Below are 18,830 nucleotides of genomic sequence, written 5' to 3' on the forward strand. Positions count from 1 at the left end.
TTCGAACGCACTGGCGCGCATGCTGGCACCCGTGCAGCCCCCCGTGTCCGCGTTGGGCAAGGTGGCGGTGTTGATGGGCGGAACGTCCGCCGAGCGCCCGGTGTCGCTGATGTCGGGTGGCGGGGTGCTGAAGGCGCTGCAATCGCAAGGCGTGGATGCCCACGCCTTCGACCCGGCCGAGCGACCGCTGGCCGAGCTCAAGTCCGCCGGGTTTGACCGCTGCTTCATCGCCTTGCACGGCCGCCACGGCGAAGACGGTACGGTGCAGGGCGCACTGGAGCTGATGGGCATTCCCTACACCGGCTCCGGCGTGCTGGCGTCCAGCCTGGCCATGGACAAGATCATGACCAAGCGCCTGTGGCTGAGCGAGGGCCTGCCCACGCCGCGCTGGGTGCGCCTGGGGGCCGGGCAGCACGACGTGGCGCACAGCCGCACCGTGCCCGATGCACTGGGCCTGCCGCTGATCGTCAAGCCCGCGCACGAAGGCTCGTCCTTCGGGGTGACCAAGGTGACGGGCTACAGCGAAATGCTGGACGCGGTGACGCTGGCTGCGGGGTTCGACGCCAACGTGTTGTGCGAAGAGTTCATCGAGGGCGACGAGGTCACCTGCGCGGTGCTGGGTGAGGGCGACGACGCGGTGGCGCTGCCGGTCATCCGCATCCAGGCCCCCGACGGCAACTACGACTTCGAGCACAAGTACATCTCTGAAGACACCCGCTACCTCTGCCCCTGCGGGCTGGCGCCCGAGCTGGAGGCTGAAATCCAGCGCATCACGGTGGAGGCCTACCGCATGCTGGGCTGCCGCGGCTGGGGCCGGGCGGACATCATGATCCGTGCCCGGGACGGCAAGCCGTTTCTGCTGGAAATGAACACCTCGCCGGGCATGACCGGCCATTCGCTGGTGCCCATGGCGGCGCGGGCTGCGGGCCTGAGCTACGAGGCCCTGTGCGTGGGCCTGCTGCGCACGGCCAGTCTGGACACCCAGCGCCGGGAGGCCGCCGCTCAACCGGAGCGTGCTGCGTCATGAACCACGCTGCCGCCTGGCCTTTGCCCCTCGACGTCCGACTCATGCGGCTGGCCACCAGCCTCATGGGCTGGGCGCTGGTGGTCATGGTGCTGGCGGCGGTGGGTCTGTGGGCGGTTCGCCACCCCGTGTGGACCTTGCGGCAGATTGAGGTGCAGGGCGACGTGGCCCATCAGAACGAGGTCACCTTCCGCGCCCACCTGGCGTCCAAGCTGCGGGGCAGCTTCGTGACCCTGGACCTGGCCGAAGTGAAGCAGGCGTTTGAATCGGTGCCCTGGGTGCGCCGTGCGGTGGTGCAGCGGCAGTTTCCCAACGGCCTCAAGGTCACGCTCTCCGAACACCAGCCCGTGGCGTGGTGGGGCGATTCGGGGGGCTCCCTGCTGGTGAACCGGCAGGGTGAGGTGTTTGAAGTGGGCTCGGACGACGAGGACACCGAGCGCCTGCCCGAACTGGCTGGGCCGGAGGGGCACGCGCAGGAGGTCATGGCCTTGTACGAACGCCTGTCGCCCCAGTTCGCCGCACACGACCAAAAGATTGAACGGCTGGAGCTGTCGGCCCAAGGCAGCTGGCGCCTGGCGCTGGACAGCGGGGCTCGCATCGAACTGGGCCGGGGCGACGCCGCCGCGGTGGAGGCCCGGCTGCACCAGTACCTGGGCACCGTCGATCAGGTCACGGGGCAGTTGGGCCGCAAGGTGATGACCGCCGATTTGCGCTACCCGACCGGATACGCCGTGCGCTTGCAAGGCATCACCACCGTGGAGCCAGGCGCCCCCGCCCCCAAGACCGCGCCAAAGCCTGCTGCAAAGCCCGTGGCCAAGCACCCCTGAACACCCCTTTCAACCCAAACCCGACACGCACTTTCATCATGGCCAAGGACTACAAAGATCTGGTGGTTGGACTGGACATCGGCACCTCCAAAATCATGGTGGTGGTCGCCGAGGTCACCCTCGACGGGCAGCTCAAACTCGCCGGTTTGGGTGTGGCACCCAGCAACGGCCTCAAGCGCGGGGTGGTGGTCAACATCGACGCCACGGTGCAAAGCATTCAGCAGGCCCTGAAAGAGGCCGAGCTGATGGCCGACTGCCGCATTGCCCGCGTGTCCACCGGCATCACCGGCAGCCACATCCGCGGCATCAACTCGGCGGGCATGGTGGCCATCAAGGACCGCGAGGTCACGCCCACCGACGTGGCCCGCGTGATCGAAACCGCCAAGGCCATCAACATCTCCACCGACCAGCGCTTGCTGCTGGTCGAACCGCAGGAGTTCGTGATCGACGGGCAGGACGTGAAGGAGCCCATCGGCATGAGCGGCATCCGCCTGGAGGCCAAGGTGCACATCGTGACCGGGGCGCAAAGCGCGGCGGAAAACATCATGAAGTGTGTGCGCCGCTGTGGCCTGGAGGTGGATCAGCTCATGCTCAACCCGCTGGCCAGCAGCCAGGCCATCCTGACCGACGACGAGAAGGAACTGGGCGTGGCGCTGGTGGACATTGGCGCAGGCACCACCGACGTGGCCATCTTCTCGGGCGGGGCCATCCGGCACACGGCGGTCATTCCCATTGCCGGCGACTTGATCACCAGCGACATTGCCATGGCCTTGCGCACGCCCACCAAGGACGCCGAGGACATCAAGGTGGAAAGCGGGTGCGCCAAACAGCTGCTGGCCGACCCGCAAACGCAGGTGGAAGTGCCCGGCCTGGGCGACCGTGGCCCGCGCATGCTGGGCAAGCAGGCGCTGGCCGGGGTGATTGAGCCGCGGGTGGAAGAAATCTTTGCGCTGGTGCAGCAGGTCATCCGCGATTCTGGCTACGAGGAGGTGTTGTCCTCGGGCATCGTCATCACCGGCGGCAGCGCCGTCATGCCGGGCATGGTGGAACTGGGCGAGGACATCTTCTTGAAGCCCGTGCGCCGTGGCATTCCCAAGTACGCCAGCCACCTGTCCGACATGGTGGCCCAGCCCCGTGCGGCCACCGTCATGGGGCTGTTGGAAGAGGCCCGGCTGGGCCGCATGCGCGGCCACAAGGTGGCGCAGAAGGCGGGCTCGGTGCAAAGCGCGCTGGGTCGTGTGAAAGACTGGTTTGTGGGGAACTTTTGATGGCGTTTCAACAAGCAATCAACCCCCTGGAGCAGCCTCCGCCGCTCAACCCAAATCCAGGCCTTTTGCACACCGGTCCGCCGGTCAAAAAAAGGTCGCTGACCCGTTCGTTTACCCCAACCACGCCGTTTAAAATTCATAGCAGGAGCCACTCATGAGCATTGAAATGATCGAAATTGAAGAGTTCAACCAAGGAACACAAATCAAGGTCATCGGGGTGGGTGGCGGCGGCGGCAACGCCGTTGAGTACATGATGCAAAAGGGCGTGCAGGGCGTGGAGTTCATTTGCGCCAACACCGACGCCCAGGCCCTGTCTCGCAGCTCCGCACAACGTGTGGTGCAACTGGGCTCCACCGGTCTGGGGGCAGGCAGCAAACCTGAAAAAGCCCGCGAAGCCGCCGAGGCCGCCATTGAAGACATCCGCGCCTCCATCGAAGGCGCACACATGCTGTTCATCACCGCCGGCATGGGCGGTGGCACCGGCACCGGTGCTGCACCCGTCATCGCCCGTGTGGCCAAGGAAATGGGCATCCTCACCGTGGGTGTGGTGACCAAGCCTTTCGAATGGGAAGGTGTGCGCCGCATGGGCAACGCCGACAACGGCCTCAAGGAGCTGGAAGAGCATGTCGATTCGCTGATCGTTGTGCTCAACGAAAAGCTGCTCGACGAGCTGGGCGACGACATCACCCAGGACGAAGCCTTTGGCCAGGCCAACGACGTGCTGAAGAACGCCGTGGGCGGCATTGCCGAAATCATCAACGACTACGGCAACGTCAACGTTGACTTTGAAGACGTCCGCACCGTCATGGGCGAGCCCGGCAAGGCCATGATGGGCACCGCCACGGCCACCGGCCCGGACCGCGCCCGCATTGCCGCCGAGCAGGCCGTGGCCTGCCCGTTGCTGGAAGGGGCCGACCTCAAAGGTGCCAAGGGCGTGCTGGTGCTGGTCACCGCCTCCAAGGGCACCCTGAAGCTGAAGGAATCCAAGGAAGCCATGACGGCCATCCAGGCTTATGCCGCCGAAGATGCGCATGTCATTTACGGCGCCGCCTACGACGACAGCCTGGGCGAGGCCATCCGCGTCACCGTGGTGGCCACGGGCCTGACCAAGGCGCAGGCCGCACGTCGCACCGCTCCTCCGCTGCAAGTCCTGCGCACCGGCACCGACAACGTGGCCCTTCAGCCCCAGGGCCTGTCGCTGGGGGGGGCCATGCCCACCCTGGGCTCGGCAGCGCAACATGCGGTCGGTCCCGACGCCGTCTCTGTCCCCAGCGTGTGGCGCACCAACCGGACGCAGGCCACCGCCCGTGTGGACGCCCTGTCGGCCGGTGGCATGGACGACTTTGAGATTCCGGCCTTCCTGCGCAAGCAGGCCGACTGAGTTCCTTGCTCAAGCAGCGCACCCTCAAGACCGTCACCCGCGCTGTGGGGGTGGGCCTGCACAGCGGGCAGCGGGTGGAGTTGACCTTGCGCCCTGCGCCGCCCGACCAAGGGATCGTGTTTCGCCGGGTGGACTTGCCCCGCCCGGTGGACATCCCGGTGCGGGCCACGTCGGTCAGCGACACGCGCATGGCGTCCACCCTGGCCCAGGGCGACGCCCGGGTGCTGACGGTGGAGCACCTGATGTCCGCCTGCTGCGGTTTGGGCTTGGACAACCTGCTCATCGACATCACCGCCGAGGAAGTGCCCATCCTCGACGGCTCGGCGGCATCGTTCGTTTACCTGTTGCAAAGCGCCGGGGTGGTCAACCAGGACGCGCCGCGGCGCTTCATCCGCGTGCTCAAGCCCATCGAGATTCGCGAGGGTGAGGGGCGCAACCTCAAGTGGGCGCGGTTGGACCCCTACCATGGGTACAAACTCACGTTCGAAATCGAGTTCGACCACCCGGCCGTCGACTCCACCGGGCAGTGTGTCACCTTCGATCTGGGCAGCGGCCGTTACGCCCGCGAAATCGCCCGGGCCCGCACCTTCGGGTTTACCCGCGATGTCGAAATGCTGCGCGCCGCCGGGCTGGCCCGGGGCGGTGGCCTGGACAACGCCATCGTGATGGACGATGAGAAGGTTCTCAACGCCGATGGTCTGCGCTACGGCGATGAGTTTGCCAAGCACAAGATCCTGGACGCCATGGGCGACCTGTACATCGTGGGCAAACCGTTGCTGGCGCATTACAGCGCGTTTCGCTCGGGGCATGGCCTCAACAACCAGTTGCTGCACGCCTTGCTGAAGCAACCGGATGCCTGGGACGAGGTCACGTTCGACAGCATCCGGGACGCCCCCGCCGGGTTCACCGAACTGGTGCCCGCGTGGTGAACTGAACTTTCATCGGGAGCGCGCCATGCTGTTGTTTCGCTTCGCCATGATGTTCCTGCTGCTGGGCGTGGTGGTGTCCATGGTGTTTTACGTGGCCACGGGCCAAACCAAGTACCGCACGCTGGGCTTCAAGCTGGTGAAGTGGGGGGTGCTGGCGGCGATGGGTTTTTTTGGGGTGCTGATCCTGGAGCGTCTGGTCTGATTTGGTGAGCTTGCGGCAGCCAGGCGTTGGCTTGCGCACGGTCGGGAAACACATGGGTTTCAAACGGCGACAGTGCAGCGAACTGCCCGGCCAGACGCAAGGCTCGGGGGTCACTGAGGATCAGCACGATGCGCAACTTGCGGTTGCTGTACCCAGCCCCAATGGTGGCCGCCGCCACCAACATCAACTGCTCATCGCTGAGCTGCCCCAGTTCGGCGTCTGAGAAGTCATTGACCGAATAGCTCAGGTCGTCGTAACGGGGGTCGTTGTGCGTCAGCTCCACCGAGCGGATGAGCTCCTGAGCGGTCACATGCCCCACAAAACGCTTGTACAGGAAGTGGCGTTGCCACTGGGTTTCGAGGCCCATGTGCGTTTTCTCCTCTTCCCGGCAGAGAACCGGAGCGTCAATGACGAAGGTGGGTGGGGGCCCCCGCCGCGGCGTTGGCCATCCATGCGGGGTGGACCAGCGCGGGCTCCAACTTCAAGTGGTACATGGGCGGCAGCCATTCGTTGGCGTGTGCACGGGATTCGAAGACATGCGTTTCGTGCGGGGTTTCTTCCGCAAACCGGCGGGCCATGGCCATCGCTTGGGCGTCGCCGGTGATGATGGCGATGCGCAGCTTCCAGTTGCATTGGCTGAAGGCCACGCCGATGGTGCGCTCGGTCACCAGGGACATGTCCTGGGGACTCAACGCCGCGATGCGGGCGTCGGTCAGGTCGTTGACCGAGTAAGACAGGTCTTCGTAACGCGGGTCGTTGTGGGTGTGCAGGACCGAGAGCAAGAACTCACGGCCTGTGACCGTTCCAAAAAAACGCTTGTACAGGCAGCGATGCTGCCAGTGGGCTTCGAATGGCATGGTGGCGTCCTTTCCCTGAACGGGGATAGGCTATCAGGAATTCCTGTGAATGTCAGGAAATCCTGATGCTGTTTGCCATGCGTCAACGTCGCCGCCGCCACGTTGGGGCGAGGGTCAGTAGCTGCGCCCCGCCTTGTAGGCGGCGCTGACCCGTGCGTTCAGGGGCGCAACCCGGGCAATGGCCGCTGTGGAACGTGCCACCTGGGCATGGGTGATGGCCAGCCCCAGGGCGTCGGCGGCATCGGTGCCGGGCAGGCCGGGCAGGTCCAGCAGGCGGCGCACCATTTCCTGCACCTGCGGCTTGGCCGCCTTGCCGTGGCCGACCACGGCCTTTTTCATTTGCAGCGCGGTGTATTCGCTCACCTCCAGGCCATTGGCCACCAAGGCCGTGAGGCAGGCCCCCCGGGCTTGCCCCAACTTGAGGGTGGCTTGGGGGTCCACGTTGACGAACACGATTTCGCAAGCGGAGACGTCGGGTTGGTAGCGTTGCACCACCTCGCCAATGCCGTCAAACAGCACCTTCAGGCGCTGGGGCAGCAAACGCGTGTCCACCTTGGCGGTGCTGATGGTGCCGCTGGCCACGTAGCGCAGTTGGCCCCCTTCGGCGTCAATCAGGCCAAAGCCGGTGGTGAGGAGGCCGGGGTCGATGCCCAGAATGCGCATTGCAAAAAGCCTAGCAAACAACCCAAGCGGTAAAAGCGCTAGAGGTCAAAAAGGTTTATAAAATTCAGGCGCGAAAATACCAGTGGATGGACTGGTACAGCACCGGTGCGGCAAAACACAGGGCATCCACCCGGTCGAGCAAGCCCACGGCACCCGTCACCGAGCGCCCCAGGGCGCCCCAGTGTGGCACACCCCGGTCTCGCTTGATGGCCTTCATGACCAGGTGGCCCAGTGCCCCGGAACCGCTGGCAATGAGGCCCATGGCCAGGCCCTGGCCGGGCTTGAACGGGGTCAATCCCGCCAGCATGCCGCCCATCACCCCCCCGGCGAGCACGCCCAGCGCACAGGCGGGCCAACGGAAGCCGTCGCTGATGTGGGGCAGCGATGCCGGGCGGCGCAGGCTGCGTCCAGCCACGTGTTGCACCACCATGGCGGTCTGCACCACCATCACCAGCCAGAACACCAGGAACACGCTGGAGCCCTGGGTGCCCGGCACCTGCAAAAACAGCAGCGCGGGCACGTGGCTGAGCCCGTACACACACACCATGATGCCCCACTGCACCGTGGCGTTGCGTTCCAGGAAACGGTGGGGGTCGTCGCCCAGGCTGCTGACCAGGGGCACCAACAAAAACACGTACACCGGGACGAACACCGTGAACAGGTCGGTGTGGCCGGTGCCCATCAGCAGGTACTGGGCGGGCAGCACGCCGAAAAAGGCCAGCAGCAGGGCCTTGTGGTCGGCTCGCCGCGTGGGCGTGAGGCTGACGAACTCGCGCAGGCTCAGCAGCGAGGCCACGGCAAACAGCCACAAGGCCCCCACCTTGCCCAGCGCCAGGGCCAGCCAGATCAGCCCCATCATCACCCAGGTGCGCCGCAACCCGTTGCTCACGCGTTTGAGTCGCCAGCGCACGGGGTCGGTGTCAGGGCGCTCACGCATCGACAGCAGGAACACCGCCGACGACGCCAGCAGCAGCGTGCCGAACAGCACCACGAACAGCAGGCTGAGCTGCTGCTCCGGGCTGAGGCTGCGCAGGAAACGGTTCATGCTCGTGAGTCCATGGAGCGGGCTTTCAGGCGTCTTTCAGCGCCACGACGGCGTCGCGGGCACGGGTGAGGAAGGCCCCGCGGTCTTCGCCCGCTTGCAGGGCGATGGGTTCACCAAAGGTCACCGAACACAGGATGGGCACCGGCACCACCTCGCCCTTGGGCATGAGGCGTTGCACGTTGTGGATCCAGGCGGGCACCAGCACCACCTCGGGGAAACGCCGGGCCAGGTTGTACAGCCCGGCCTTGAATGGCTGCGGCAGCTCTTCATGCCCGCGGGTGCCTTCGGGGAACAGGATGATGGAGTCGCCCTGGGCCAGGGCTTGGATCAGGGGTTCCAGCGGGTCGCTGTCGTCGGTGCGCTGGCGGTCCACATACACCGCGTTGAACACCTCGCGGGTGATCCAGGCCCGAAACCGCCCGCGGGTCCAGTAGTCCTTGGCGGCAATGGGGCGGGTGATGTTGCGCAGCTCGTGCGGCAGCGCGGCCCAGATCATCACCAGGTCGGCGTGGCTCTGGTGGTTGGCAAAGTAGATGCGCTGCTCGGCCTTGGCCGGACAGCCCAGCCAGCGGGCCTGCGCCCCGGTGAGCAGGCGCACAAAACCCAGCAGCAACCAACCGAAGAGTTTGGCAGGCAGTGGGGCCATGGCGTGGGGCTCAGGGCAGGTTGGCCGAGGCCATGCGGGCGAGGATGGTGCCCGTGCGGCGGCTGAGGTAGGCGGACTGGGGCCGCCGCTCAAACGCCTTGGGCGCGGGCAGCATCACGGCCAGGCGGGCGGCCTGCTCGGGGTTGAGCTGCTGGGCGCTGACGCCAAAGTAGCGTCGGGCGGCGGCCTCGGCCCCGAACACGCCGTCGCCCCACTCCACGCTGTTGAGGTACAGCTCCAGGATGCGCCGCTTGTCCAGCAAGGCCTCCAGGCACAGGGTGAGGATGAACTCCTGGCCCTTGCGCACCAAGCTGCGTTCGCCGGACAACAGCAGGTTCTTGGCCAACTGCTGGGTGATGGTGGAGCCCCCGACGATCTTGAGGGGACGCTCGGTTGCCCGCTCCGCACCGTTGCGCTTCGCCTGCTTCTGGTTTTTGCTCCAGGCCGATTCCATGGCCGACCAGTCCACGCCGCGGTGCTGGGCGAAACCGTCGTCTTCGGAAGCAATGACTGCGCGCTTGAGGTGAACCGAGATGTGCTCGGCATCCACCCACTGTTGGCTCCACGGCCCTTGACCAGGCGTGGCCTGGTGGGTGCGCCGCCAGATTTCCGAGCGCATGAAGGCGGTGCTGTGCGGGTCCAGGTGGGCCATGGCGGCGATGCGAGCCGCAAAAAACAGTTGCAGGGCGACCAGGGCCACCACGCTCCACAGGACCCAACGTTGCAAGGCCGCCAACCCCCCCCACAGCCCACCGTGCCGCGACGTTTGAGGCCGATTCATGGTTGGGTGTTGGCCACGACGGGCGTGCTCAAGGTGGTGTTCAGCGCCTCGTCCCGGGTGAACTTGAAGCGCGACACCACCACGATCTGGTCGGCCCGCTGGCGCATGGCGTCGGAGAAGGGGCCAAAGCTGAGGCTGCGCACGATGGCTTGCGCCCGTTCGTCCAGCACCCGCTTGCCCGAGCGTTCCACCACTTCGGTGTCGAGCACACGGCCATCGTGGTTGACGGTGATGATCATGGTCAGCTCGCCATACAGCTTCTTGCCGCCCACTTCGGGGAAGTGGGAGGTGCCATGGTGTTCGATCCTGCGGCGCAACTCGTCGTAATACAGCGCATAGACCTCTTCGCGGGTGGAGGGGCCGAGGAAGCGCTTGCGGGGGCGGGCGTTTTCCTCGTTGACGCGTTTTTCGATCTCGGCCAGCAGCTTGACCATCTGCTGGCGCTTGCGCTCCTGCTCCTGCTGTTGTGGGGTGAGGTTTTGGGGGGTGGGCTGCGGCGGGGCGTAGGTGGCCAGTTCCTTTTTCAGCCGCGCCAGCAGCAAGGTCTGTTCGGCCTTCATGGCCTCCAGGCGGCGCTCGTCGGCATCCGAAGCGTCTTCACCCGCACGCAGGCGGGCCAGCGGGGGCAGGGGAGAGGTGGCACGGCCTTTGGCGGCCTCACCACCGCCCATCAGGTTGGCCTGGGCGATGGCCTGGGCCTTGTCGGGGCGTTCGTGGCTGCGGGCGTTGACCAGCACCACCTCCAGTGGCGTGTCCTTGAACACGCGGTTGAAGGTTTGTGGCGCGGCAAAACGCCAAGTCAGCAAGCCGCCATGCACCGCCAAGGACAAGGCCAACGCCCAATGCAACACGCTCAAGCCCCCCCAGGTGGCGGGGGCGGCTGACGCGGCGGGAAGGGCGTGGACGGTGGGGGCTGTGGCGGCACTCATGCGATCAGGACGTGGCGTGCAGGTCGCGATGGTAAAGGACGGTCAGGCGGCTTCGGTGGGGGGTGGGGTGTCGGTGGTCGCCGCGGGGCTGGCATCGTCCATGTCCACGGCGATGGTCAGCGGGCCGCCCAGGTCGTCGGCGTCCAGGTCGTCGTCATCCGTGGCCTCGTCGGTCACCGGGGCGTCCAGGCGTTCGACCACGGTGCCGCCCAGGTCCAGGCTGATCTCGTCCACCGCGCCCAGGCGCACCTTCACCCGGGCGTGGCGCGGCAAGCCCTCCGAGCCCAGGGCATTGAACACCAGGGGCAGGGTGTCGGCGCGCACCACGCCGTCCTTGATGACCGCGCCTTCCAGCTCGGTGATGCCCGCCTGCTCCAGGTGCTTCAGCGTCCAGTAGCGCTCCATGCCGTTCTGGAACTGGTTGTAGGCGGTGTAGGCGGCGTCAAAGGCACTGATGATGGAAAACAGCGCCGCGTCCTTGGGTTTGAACGGGGCCACCAGCGCGGCGGTGTTGCCGTTGCGGGCGCACGCCAGGATTTGCCACTGGTTGACCAGGTCGGTGTAGCGGCGCAGGGGCGATGTGCTCCAGGCGTAACACTTGACGCCAATGCCGGCGTGGGGCTGGGCCTTGGTGCCCATGCGCACCTTCACGCCCGGGGCCAGGCTGGCCTGGCTGCGGTAGATGCCGGGCACGCCGCTGCCGGCCAGCAACTGGCCCCAGGTGCTGTTGGCCACGATCATGGACTCGGCCACGATCAGGTCGAGTGGTGAACCCCGGCGGCGGGTGCCGATGACCACGGTTTCGGTGCCCTGGGGGCCGTCGGCCAAGGGTGCGTCGCCCACCAGCTTGAAGGTGTAGTCGGGCCGGTTGAAGGTTTCGGGTTTGCCGCGCACCACCTCGCGCTGGGCCTTGAGGTGCTTGGCCAGGCGGTACAGAAACCGCAGTTCGTCGCTCCAGGTCAGGGCGATGTGGGGGGCGTCGGCTTCAGGTGTTTTTGCCTCCTCGCACTTTTCTGATAAGCGTGAGGCGCTCTCAAAAAAGGAGTCCGTCAGCACGTCGTCGAGCTGGTCGTGGCGCAGGTTGGCGGCAATGGGGACGCGCTCGGCCAGGGTGCGGGTGGCGGTGAAGGCCAGGGTGGCTTCGTCGATGGAGACGTACAGCGACAGCGCGGGGCAGTCGCGCCCTTCCTGCAGGGTGTAGGTCTGCACCACCTCATCGGGCAGCATGGTGACCTTGTGGCCGGGCATGTAGACGGTGCTCAGGCGGCTGCGGGCCACCTGGTCGATGGCGCTGTCGGGTGCAATGGCCAGGCCCGGCGCGGCGATGTGGATGCCCAGGGTGACCGTGCCGGTGCCCAGACCCTGGATGGAAAGGGCGTCGTCGATCTCGGTGGTGGACGAGTCGTCCACCGAGAAGGCGCGCACGCTGGCCAGGGGCAACTCGTCGGTGACGGGCGGGGCTTGCAGCGTTGGAAACCCCGTGCCCTTGGGGAAGTGTTCGAACAGGAAGCGCTGCCAGTGGAACTGGTAGGCGTTGCGGATGGCCCCCACCTGTTTCAGCAGCGCCAGGGGCGCGGTGTGGGTTTGTTTGGCGGCCTCGACCACGGCCTTGTATTCAGCGGCGTTCTTGTCGGGCTTGAACAGGATCTTGTAGAGCTGCTGGCGAATGGCCTCAGGGCATTGACCGGAGGCCAGTTCGGCCACCCAGGCGTCGATCTGGGCTTGCAGCGCCTTTTTCTTTTCGATGGCGGCCAGGGCTTGCTGCACCTGTTCCTGCGGGGCTTTCTTGAAGCGGCCTTTGCCCGCACGGCGGAAGTAATGGGGGGCCTCGAACAAGGCCAGCAGGGTGCCCACCTGTTCAGACAACGGGGCGTTGGCCGAGAAATAGTCCCGCGCCAGGTCGGCAAAGCCGAATTCGTCTTCCGGCGCAAATTCCCAGGCCATTTCCAGTTCCATGCCCGAAGCTACCGCCTGGGCGCTGGCCATCAGCGCGGCGGGCTCGGGCTTTTCGAACTTGAGCAGCGCGTTGGCGGCCTTGACCTTCACCCGCTTGCCGGATTCCAGCTCCACCTGGAGGGAGGCATCGGCTTCGGACAGGATGCGGCCGGTCAGGAATTTGCCGGCGTCGTCGAACAGGACAAACAAGGGGAACTTTCGGGGTTGGAGTGTCAGCGAGGGCGCAGTGTAGCCCGCCGATGGTGCCGCGTCGCTGTCACACAGCGGCCACATTGGCTCACTAGATTGTCATCTTTCTTTCACCGTTCAGGAGTTTGTCCATGTCATCCCTTCTCCATCGTTGGGCCTTGGTTCCGTCCGTGGTTTGTGCTGCGGTGGTCGCGCTGACGGCCTGTGGTGGCAGCGATCCGCTGCCCTTCCAGACCCTCAACGGCCAACAACCGCTGGTCATTGGTCACCGCGGCGCCGCCGGTTACCTGCCCGACCACACGCTGGAGGGCTACCTGAAGGCCATTGAGATGGGGGCCGATTTCATCGAACCCGACCTGGTGGCCACCAAGGATGGCGAACTGATTGCCCGCCACGAACCCAACATCACCGGCACCACCGACGTGGCCAGCCGCCCCGAGTTCGCCAGCCGCAAGACCACCCGGATGGTGGATGGCGTGGCCGAAACCGGCTGGTTTGCCACCGACTTCACCCTGGCCGAGATCAAGACCCTTCGCGCCATCCAGCCGCTCTCCGACCGCAGCACCGCCTACAACGGCCTCTACCAGATTCCCACCTTCCGCGAGGTGCTGAACCTGGCCAAGACCGAAGGGGCCAAGCGTGGCAAGACCATCGGTGTGTACCCCGAAACCAAACACCCCACCTACCACGAGGACGCGGGCCTGAAGCTGGAAGACCGCCTGCTGGCCATCCTGAACGAGTACGGCTACACCCAGAAAACGTCGCCGGTCATCATCCAATCGTTCGAGACCGCCAACCTCAAGTACCTGCGCACCAAGACCCAGGTTCGCCTGGTGCAGCTGGTGGACGGGGACGACTACGACTTCAAGACCGGGGCCGTCACCTTTGCCGCACCGTTCGACCGCCCCTACGACTGGACCCGCGTCGGCAAGACCGAGCTGTTCGGCTCCATGGTCACCCCCGCCGGGCTGGCTGAAATCGCCAAGTACGCCGATGGCGTGGGCCCCTGGAAGCCCTACATCATCCCCGTCAAGGGCACCTATGGCGCCGACGGCAAGATGGTGGACGTGAACAAGGATGGCGTGGTCAACTACATGGACGCCAGCACGTCCACTCCCACCACGCTGATTGCCGATGCCCACAAGCTGGGCCTGACCGTGCACACCTGGACCTTCCGCAACGAAGCCAAGCGCCTGACCGCCGACCTCAAGGGCGACCCCAAGTCCGAGTACCTGCTGTTCTACCGTGCGGGCATCGACGGCCTGTTCTCTGACTTTTCCGACACTGCCGTGGCCGCCCGGGCCGATTACCTGAAAGAGCTGGGCCGCTGATCAGCCCACCAGCCCCAGGTGCTTCAGCATCCGGGGCTGGTGCTGGTCGAAGTCGCTCAGGGCGTGGTCCGAGCCCTGGACCACCTGCAGTTGGCCGTGCGCGTAACGCGCTTGCATGTCCCGCCAATCCAGCACCTCGTCCGCCGTGGCCGCCCACACCTGGTAACGCTGCGGGTCGGTCAGCGGCGGCTGGCCCAACTGCCGGAGTTCGTCCACAAAGTGGGGTTCGAAGAAAAACCGTTCTTCCGGGTGGTGCCAGGCGGTTTGCTCGCCGATGTGGCGGGCCAGGTCCCGCGCGGGGTCCACGGCGGGGTTGATCAACACCACCGGAGCATGACGGGCAGACGGCAGGTGCTCGGCCACCCAGGTGGCGTAAAAGCCGCCCAGGGAAGATCCCATCACCGCCATGTGCGCGGGCCAGGTGTCCAGGGTTTGGCGGACCAGGGCCATGGCTTCGGTGGGGGATGGGGGGAGCTGCGGGCACCAGAACGTGAGCCCGGGCCGGTGCTGGGCCACCCACTGCGCCATCTTCATCGCCTTCATGGACTGAGGGGATGAGCGAAAGCCATGCAGGTAAAGCAAGTGGGTGACGGCAGAGGGCTGGTCCATGGCCGGGATAATAGGCGGGTGTCTGCCGTCATCAACAAACCCTCCCTCCTTCAACGTCTGTCTCCCTGGTTTCTGGGGTTTGACCGTTGGCTCGTTCTGGCCACGCTGCTGCTGTGCGGCCTGGGGCTGATGACCATGTATTCAGCGGGTTTTGATCATGGCACCCGCTTTGCTGATCATGCCCGCAACATGCTGATTGCGGCCACCGTGGTGTTTGTGGTGGCGCAAGTGCCGCCCCAGCGGCTGATGGGGTTTGCGGTTCCGCTGTACGTGTTCGGGGTGTCGCTGCTCATCGCCGTCGCCCTGTTTGGCATCACCAAGAAAGGGGCCACGCGCTGGCTGAACGTGGGCATGGTCATCCAGCCCAGCGAGATCATGAAAATTGCCATGCCGCTCATGCTGTCGTGGTGGTTCCAGCGGCGCGAGGGGCAACTGCGCCCCTTCGACTTTGCGGTGGCCGGTGTGCTGCTGCTGGTGCCCTTTGGACTCATCATGAAGCAGCCGGACCTGGGCACCGCCCTGCTGGTGTTTTCCGCGGGCTTGTTTGTCATCTATTTCGCCGGTCTGAGCTGGAAGCTCATCCTCCCCCCGATGCTGCTGGGGGTGGTGGGCGTGACCTTGCTGGTGTCGTTCAGCGACCAGCTCTGCATGCCCGATGTGGACTGGAAAGTGCTGCGGGAATACCAGAAGCAGCGCGTTTGCACACTCATGGACCCCACCCGCGATGCCCTCGGCAAAGGGTTTCACACCATCCAGGGCATGATCGCCATCGGCTCTGGAGGGGTGTGGGGCAAGGGGTTCATGCAGGGCACGCAAACGCACCTGGAGTTCATTCCCGAGCGGACCACCGATTTCATTTTTGCCGCGTTCTCCGAAGAGTTTGGCTTGGTGGGTGTGCTGGCCCTCATCGCCTGCCTGCTGTTCCTGGTGGCACGGGGGCTGATGATCGCTGCCGAAGCCCCGACGCTGTTTGCCCGGCTGATGGCCGGCGCGGTGTCCATGATCTTTTTTGTCTATGCCTTTGTGAACATGGGCATGGTCAGCGGCATCCTGCCCGTGGTGGGGGTGCCTTTGCCCTTCATCAGTTACGGGGGCACCGCCATGGTGACCCTGGGCCTGGGGCTGGGCATTTTGATGTCCATCGCCAAGGCCAAGCGGCTGGTGCAGACCTGAGGGCTCCGCGATGAAACAGGTGGGTGTGATCGGCATTGGCAACATGGGCCTGGCCATGGCCGCCAGGCTGCAGGAGGGCGGTTGGGCGGTGCACGTGTGCGACATTGACGCCGCGCGGTGCGATCAGGCGTCGGCCTTGGGCTTGACGGTTCAGCCCACACCCGCCGCCGTGGTGCGCGCCTTGCCTGCAGATGGCCTGTTGGTGGTGGCGGTGGTCGATGCCCCTCAATGCCGCGACGTGATGTGGGGCGAACCGACTCCCGATGGCCACAGCTGGGGGGATGAGGCTGCCGCTGCGACGCTGCAAGCCGGACAGACCGTGATGTGGTGCCCCACCATTTCTCCTGAGGATGTTGTGTCCATGGCCGATCGGCTGGCCACACAGGGCGTGCACAGCATGGACGCCCCCATGTCCGGTGGCCCGGTGCGGGCCCGCGCGGGCACCATGAGCCTCATGGTGGCCGGGGCCGAGGCGGTGGTGGCCCGCCACGAGGCCGTGTTGGCTCAATTGGCCCAGCCCGTGTTTCGGCTGGGAGAGCGCCTGGGCGATGGGGCCCGGACCAAGCTGGTCAACAACCTGTTGGCGGGCATCAACCTGGTGGGCGCCGCCGAGGTGCTGGCCCTGGCGGGGCAGATGGGCCTGGACCTGGGGCAGACGCTGGAGGTGATCGAGCAATCCAGCGGCCAGAGCTGGATTGGCAGTGACCGCATGCGCCGGGCCATTGAGGGTGATTTGAACCCCCGTGCCCACATGAGCCTGCTGGCCAAGGACACGGGCCTGGCGCAACAGGCGGCAGCGTCTTCCGGGTTTGCGGGTCCATTGGGGGCGCGGGCTGCCGCTGTGTTTGCCGCTGCGTGTGAGCGGGGTTTGTCTGATCTGGACGATGGCGCGTTGCTGTTGTTTTTGCAGCAGCACGGGCAGGTCAGATAAGCGGCGAAGCCGTTTTCTGTGTTTAAAACCACCCGAAAGCAGTTGCGTTCGGGTGTTTCTACAATGGCCCCATGATTTCACGCGAACCCACCCTGGAACGACTGGCCGTGGCCCAGAGCCTGCTGCTGGCCCCCTATGACCTGACCGAAGCCCACCTCAAACGTGCGTTGGGCGACATCCTGTCCCAACCCGGGGTGGACGACGCCGACCTGTACTTCCAGTACACCCGCGCCGAAGGCTGGAGCCTGGAAGAAGGCATCGTCAAGACCGGCAGCTTCAGCATCGACCAGGGCGTGGGCGTGCGCGCCGTCAGCGGCGAAAAAACCGCCTTTGCCTATTCCGACGATTTGAGCTGGGCCGCCCTGTCCGACGCCGCCCAGACCGTGCGCGCCATCGGTGCGCAGGGACAGACCAAGCGGGTCAAGGTGGCGTCGAATCCTGTGGTGGCCCGCAAGGTGGGGGCCAAGAAGGTGGCCCGTTCGCGTTCGCTCTACCCCGGTCTGGACCCCATCGCCACGCTGGACAGCACGGCCAAGGTGGCCTTGCTGGAAAAGGTGGAAAAAAAGGCCAAGGCCAAGGACCCGCGCGTCGTGCAGGTCATGGCCGGTCTGGCGGGTGAGTACGACGTGGTGCTGGTGGCCCGCGCCGACGGCACCCTGGCGGCCGATGTGCGCCCGTTGGTGCGCCTGTCGGTGTCGGTGATTGCGGAGCACAACGGGCGCCGCGAAACCGGTTCGTCCGGCGGTGGCGGGCGCTTCGGCATGGCGCATTTCGACGATGCGCTGGTGGACCAGTATGTGGACGAGGCCGTGAACTCGGCGCTGGTCAACCTGGAGTCGCGCCCCGCACCGGCCGGTGAAATGACCGTGGTGCTGGGCCCGGGTTGGCCTGGTGTGCTGTTGCACGAGGCGGTGGGCCACGGTCTGGAGGGCGATTTCAACCGCAAGGGTTCCAGCGCGTTCAGCGGACGGGTGGGGCAGCGTGTGGCGGCCAAGGGGGTCACGGTGCTGGACGACGGCACCATCGCCGACCGCCGCGGCAGCCTGAACGTGGACGACGAGGGCTGTGTCAGCCAGAAGAACGTGCTGATCGAAGACGGCATCCTCAAGGGCTACATCCAGGACAGCCTGAACGCCCGCCTGATGGGCGTGGCTCCCACCGGCAATGGCCGCCGCGAAAGTTACGCCCATGTGCCCATGCCCCGCATGACCAACACCTACATGCTGGCCGGTGACAAGGACCCCCAGGAAATCGTGGCCAGCATCCAGAAGGGCTTGTACGCCACCAACTTTGGTGGCGGGCAGGTGGACATCACCAGCGGCAAGTTCGTGTTCAGCGCGAGCCAGGCCTACTGGGTGGAGAACGGAAAGATCCAGTATCCGGTGAAAGGGGCCACCCTCATCGGCAATGGCCCCGAGGCCCTGACCCGCATCGGCATGATCGGCAACGACCTGAAGCTGGACAGTGGCGTGGGCACCTGTGGCAAGGAAGGCCAGAGCGTGCCCGTGGGCGTGGGCCAGCCCACCTTGCGCATCGATGGCCTGACCGTGGGCGGAACGGCGTGAGTCGTGTCATGAGGTAAGGATGGCTCGTTTTTTCTTGCTGTTCGTGATCGTGCTGGCTCTCTTGTTCGGGGTTGAAATGCTCAATCCTGTGCAGGTGGCAGTGATTGAGCCGTGGACGCATTTTTTGGCGCGGACATGCGCATGGCTGATGACCGGTTTCGATGCAGACGTGGTCAGCCATGGGCGGGTGTTGCAAAGCCAAGCCACGGGGATGGGGGTTTCCATTGAGGCAGGTTGCAATGGGGTGGAGGCTGCCATCATCCTCATGGCAGGCATGTTGGCCTTTCCGTCGCCATGGCTGCTGAAGCTGATGGGTGTGATCGTGGGGTTGTTGGCCGTGCAAGTGGCCAATGTGGCTCGGGTGATCAGCTTGTATTACCTGGGGCAATGGAGCATGGAAGCCTTTGAATTTGCTCACCTCTACCTTTGGCAGGCACTCATCATGCTGGATGTGTTGATCGTGTGGTTGCTGTGGATGCGTACTGTGGCTCGCAAGTCGGGTGTCCATCTTGCTACGGCATAAC

The 18,830-nt window shown here is 65.5% G+C and carries 20 protein-coding genes; 11 read left to right on the top strand and 9 right to left on the bottom strand.

What is annotated here, in order from left to right; translation table 11 throughout:
* Positions 1-19: 19 nt before the first annotated feature.
* From ACYVB7_RS04475 to ACYVB7_RS04500, 6 genes are all read left to right on the top strand, one after another.
* Positions 20-1,027: a D-alanine--D-alanine ligase gene (locus ACYVB7_RS04475; RefSeq protein WP_460505700.1), complete on the top strand. Its 1,008-nt coding sequence runs from the start codon at positions 20-22 to the stop codon at positions 1,025-1,027.
* On the top strand, positions 1,024-1,851 hold the full coding sequence (locus ACYVB7_RS04480; RefSeq protein ID WP_460505384.1) for a cell division protein FtsQ/DivIB: 828 nt from the start codon (positions 1,024-1,026) through the stop codon (positions 1,849-1,851). Before ACYVB7_RS04475 ends, ACYVB7_RS04480 begins: the two co-directional genes overlap by 4 nt.
* Before the next feature lie 38 nt (positions 1,852-1,889).
* Positions 1,890-3,119, top strand: coding sequence for a cell division protein FtsA (gene ftsA / locus ACYVB7_RS04485; RefSeq protein ID WP_460505385.1), 1,230 nt, complete (start codon positions 1,890-1,892; stop codon positions 3,117-3,119).
* Positions 3,120-3,273: 154 nt separating this feature from the next.
* Positions 3,274-4,500 carry a cell division protein FtsZ gene (ftsZ, locus tag ACYVB7_RS04490; protein WP_460505386.1) on the top strand — a complete coding sequence of 409 codons (1,227 nt, stop codon included), beginning with the start codon at positions 3,274-3,276 and terminating at the stop codon, positions 4,498-4,500.
* 5 nt (positions 4,501-4,505) lie between these two features.
* Positions 4,506-5,429, top strand: a complete 924-nt coding sequence (gene lpxC, locus ACYVB7_RS04495) for a UDP-3-O-acyl-N-acetylglucosamine deacetylase (RefSeq protein ID WP_460505387.1) — start codon at positions 4,506-4,508, stop codon at positions 5,427-5,429.
* A gap of 25 nt (positions 5,430-5,454) precedes the next feature.
* The gene (locus ACYVB7_RS04500; RefSeq protein WP_460505388.1) at positions 5,455-5,631 is read left to right on the top strand and encodes a hypothetical protein; all 177 of its coding nucleotides are present in this window, start codon (positions 5,455-5,457) and stop codon (positions 5,629-5,631) included.
* Here the strand turns inward: ACYVB7_RS04500 and ACYVB7_RS04505 are convergent.
* The 8 genes from ACYVB7_RS04505 to ACYVB7_RS04540 all read right to left on the bottom strand — a co-directional run bounded on the left by ACYVB7_RS04505 (position 5,558) and on the right by ACYVB7_RS04540 (position 12,697).
* Positions 5,558-5,998, bottom strand: coding sequence for a hypothetical protein (locus ACYVB7_RS04505; RefSeq protein WP_460505389.1), 441 nt, complete (start codon positions 5,996-5,998; stop codon positions 5,558-5,560). The two genes, ACYVB7_RS04500 and ACYVB7_RS04505, sit on opposite strands and share 74 nt — an antisense overlap.
* 37 nt (positions 5,999-6,035) lie before the next feature.
* Positions 6,036-6,488 (bottom strand): hypothetical protein, encoded by a 453-nt coding sequence (locus tag ACYVB7_RS04510; RefSeq protein ID WP_460505390.1) that lies wholly within the window; start codon positions 6,486-6,488, stop codon positions 6,036-6,038.
* 114 nt (positions 6,489-6,602) lie between these two features.
* Entirely contained in the window at positions 6,603-7,151 is a 549-nt protein-coding gene (ruvC, locus tag ACYVB7_RS04515) for a crossover junction endodeoxyribonuclease RuvC (RefSeq protein ID WP_460505391.1), read from the bottom strand.
* 64 nt (positions 7,152-7,215) lie between these two features.
* Complete coding sequence (locus ACYVB7_RS04520) at positions 7,216-8,196, bottom strand: phosphatidate cytidylyltransferase (protein ID WP_460505393.1); 981 nt, start codon at positions 8,194-8,196, stop codon at positions 7,216-7,218.
* A 25-nt stretch (positions 8,197-8,221) separates the two neighbouring features.
* Positions 8,222-8,842: a lysophospholipid acyltransferase family protein gene (locus tag ACYVB7_RS04525; protein WP_460505394.1), complete on the bottom strand. Its 621-nt coding sequence runs from the start codon at positions 8,840-8,842 to the stop codon at positions 8,222-8,224.
* A 10-nt stretch (positions 8,843-8,852) separates the two neighbouring features.
* A complete protein-coding gene (gene mtgA, locus ACYVB7_RS04530; protein WP_460505701.1) occupies positions 8,853-9,578 on the bottom strand; it encodes a monofunctional biosynthetic peptidoglycan transglycosylase in 726 nt (241 codons plus the stop codon).
* Between the two features lie 41 nt (positions 9,579-9,619).
* Positions 9,620-10,552: an energy transducer TonB gene (locus tag ACYVB7_RS04535; RefSeq protein WP_460505395.1), complete on the bottom strand. Its 933-nt coding sequence runs from the start codon at positions 10,550-10,552 to the stop codon at positions 9,620-9,622.
* Between the two features lie 42 nt (positions 10,553-10,594).
* Positions 10,595-12,697: a ribonuclease catalytic domain-containing protein gene (locus ACYVB7_RS04540; protein ID WP_460505396.1), complete on the bottom strand. Its 2,103-nt coding sequence runs from the start codon at positions 12,695-12,697 to the stop codon at positions 10,595-10,597.
* A gap of 131 nt (positions 12,698-12,828) precedes the next feature.
* Between ACYVB7_RS04540 and ACYVB7_RS04545 the strand changes: the two genes are divergently transcribed.
* Positions 12,829-14,028 (top strand): glycerophosphodiester phosphodiesterase, encoded by a 1,200-nt coding sequence (locus tag ACYVB7_RS04545; RefSeq protein WP_460505397.1) that lies wholly within the window; start codon positions 12,829-12,831, stop codon positions 14,026-14,028.
* Here the strand turns inward: ACYVB7_RS04545 and ACYVB7_RS04550 are convergent, their stop codons facing one another.
* The gene (locus ACYVB7_RS04550; protein ID WP_460505398.1) at positions 14,029-14,637 is read right to left on the bottom strand and encodes a YqiA/YcfP family alpha/beta fold hydrolase; all 609 of its coding nucleotides are present in this window, start codon (positions 14,635-14,637) and stop codon (positions 14,029-14,031) included.
* An 18-nt stretch (positions 14,638-14,655) separates the two neighbouring features.
* Between ACYVB7_RS04550 and rodA the strand changes: the two genes are divergently transcribed.
* From rodA to xrtH, 4 genes are all read left to right on the top strand, one after another.
* A complete protein-coding gene (gene rodA / locus ACYVB7_RS04555) occupies positions 14,656-15,810 on the top strand; it encodes a rod shape-determining protein RodA (RefSeq protein ID WP_460505702.1) in 1,155 nt (384 codons plus the stop codon).
* Positions 15,811-15,820: 10 nt separating this feature from the next.
* Positions 15,821-16,741 (top strand): NAD(P)-dependent oxidoreductase, encoded by a 921-nt coding sequence (locus ACYVB7_RS04560; protein WP_460505400.1) that lies wholly within the window; start codon positions 15,821-15,823, stop codon positions 16,739-16,741.
* 71 nt (positions 16,742-16,812) lie between these two features.
* A complete protein-coding gene (tldD, locus tag ACYVB7_RS04565) occupies positions 16,813-18,306 on the top strand; it encodes a metalloprotease PmbA/TldD family protein (protein WP_460505401.1) in 1,494 nt (497 codons plus the stop codon).
* Between the two features lie 34 nt (positions 18,307-18,340).
* Positions 18,341-18,829 (top strand): exosortase H, encoded by a 489-nt coding sequence (gene xrtH / locus ACYVB7_RS04570; protein WP_460505403.1) that lies wholly within the window; start codon positions 18,341-18,343, stop codon positions 18,827-18,829.
* Position 18,830: the final 1 nt, after the last annotated feature.

This window comes from Hydrogenophaga soli (assembly GCF_054777695.1).

Bases quoted from the DNA above. Each gene is read 5' to 3' on its own strand.
- ACYVB7_RS04550 (WP_460505398.1), bottom strand. From the start codon at position 14,637: ATGGACCAGCCCTCTGCCGTCACCCACTTGCTTTACCTGCATGGCTTT.
- ACYVB7_RS04525 (WP_460505394.1), bottom strand. From the start codon at position 8,842: ATGGCCCCACTGCCTGCCAAACTCTTCGGTTGGTTGCTGCTGGGTTTT.
- ACYVB7_RS04475 (WP_460505700.1), top strand. From the start codon at position 20: ATGCTGGCACCCGTGCAGCCCCCCGTGTCCGCGTTGGGCAAGGTGGCG.
- ftsA (WP_460505385.1), top strand. From the start codon at position 1,890: ATGGCCAAGGACTACAAAGATCTGGTGGTTGGACTGGACATCGGCACC.
- tldD (WP_460505401.1), top strand. From the start codon at position 16,813: ATGATTTCACGCGAACCCACCCTGGAACGACTGGCCGTGGCCCAGAGC.
- ftsZ (WP_460505386.1), top strand. From the start codon at position 3,274: ATGAGCATTGAAATGATCGAAATTGAAGAGTTCAACCAAGGAACACAA.
- ACYVB7_RS04535 (WP_460505395.1), bottom strand. From the start codon at position 10,552: ATGAGTGCCGCCACAGCCCCCACCGTCCACGCCCTTCCCGCCGCGTCA.
- ACYVB7_RS04520 (WP_460505393.1), bottom strand. From the start codon at position 8,196: ATGAACCGTTTCCTGCGCAGCCTCAGCCCGGAGCAGCAGCTCAGCCTG.
- ruvC (WP_460505391.1), bottom strand. From the start codon at position 7,151: ATGCGCATTCTGGGCATCGACCCCGGCCTCCTCACCACCGGCTTTGGC.
- ACYVB7_RS04510 (WP_460505390.1), bottom strand. From the start codon at position 6,488: ATGCCATTCGAAGCCCACTGGCAGCATCGCTGCCTGTACAAGCGTTTT.
- ACYVB7_RS04505 (WP_460505389.1), bottom strand. From the start codon at position 5,998: ATGGGCCTCGAAACCCAGTGGCAACGCCACTTCCTGTACAAGCGTTTT.
- ACYVB7_RS04480 (WP_460505384.1), top strand. From the start codon at position 1,024: ATGAACCACGCTGCCGCCTGGCCTTTGCCCCTCGACGTCCGACTCATG.
- ACYVB7_RS04545 (WP_460505397.1), top strand. From the start codon at position 12,829: ATGTCATCCCTTCTCCATCGTTGGGCCTTGGTTCCGTCCGTGGTTTGT.
- ACYVB7_RS04560 (WP_460505400.1), top strand. From the start codon at position 15,821: ATGAAACAGGTGGGTGTGATCGGCATTGGCAACATGGGCCTGGCCATG.
- ACYVB7_RS04500 (WP_460505388.1), top strand. From the start codon at position 5,455: ATGCTGTTGTTTCGCTTCGCCATGATGTTCCTGCTGCTGGGCGTGGTG.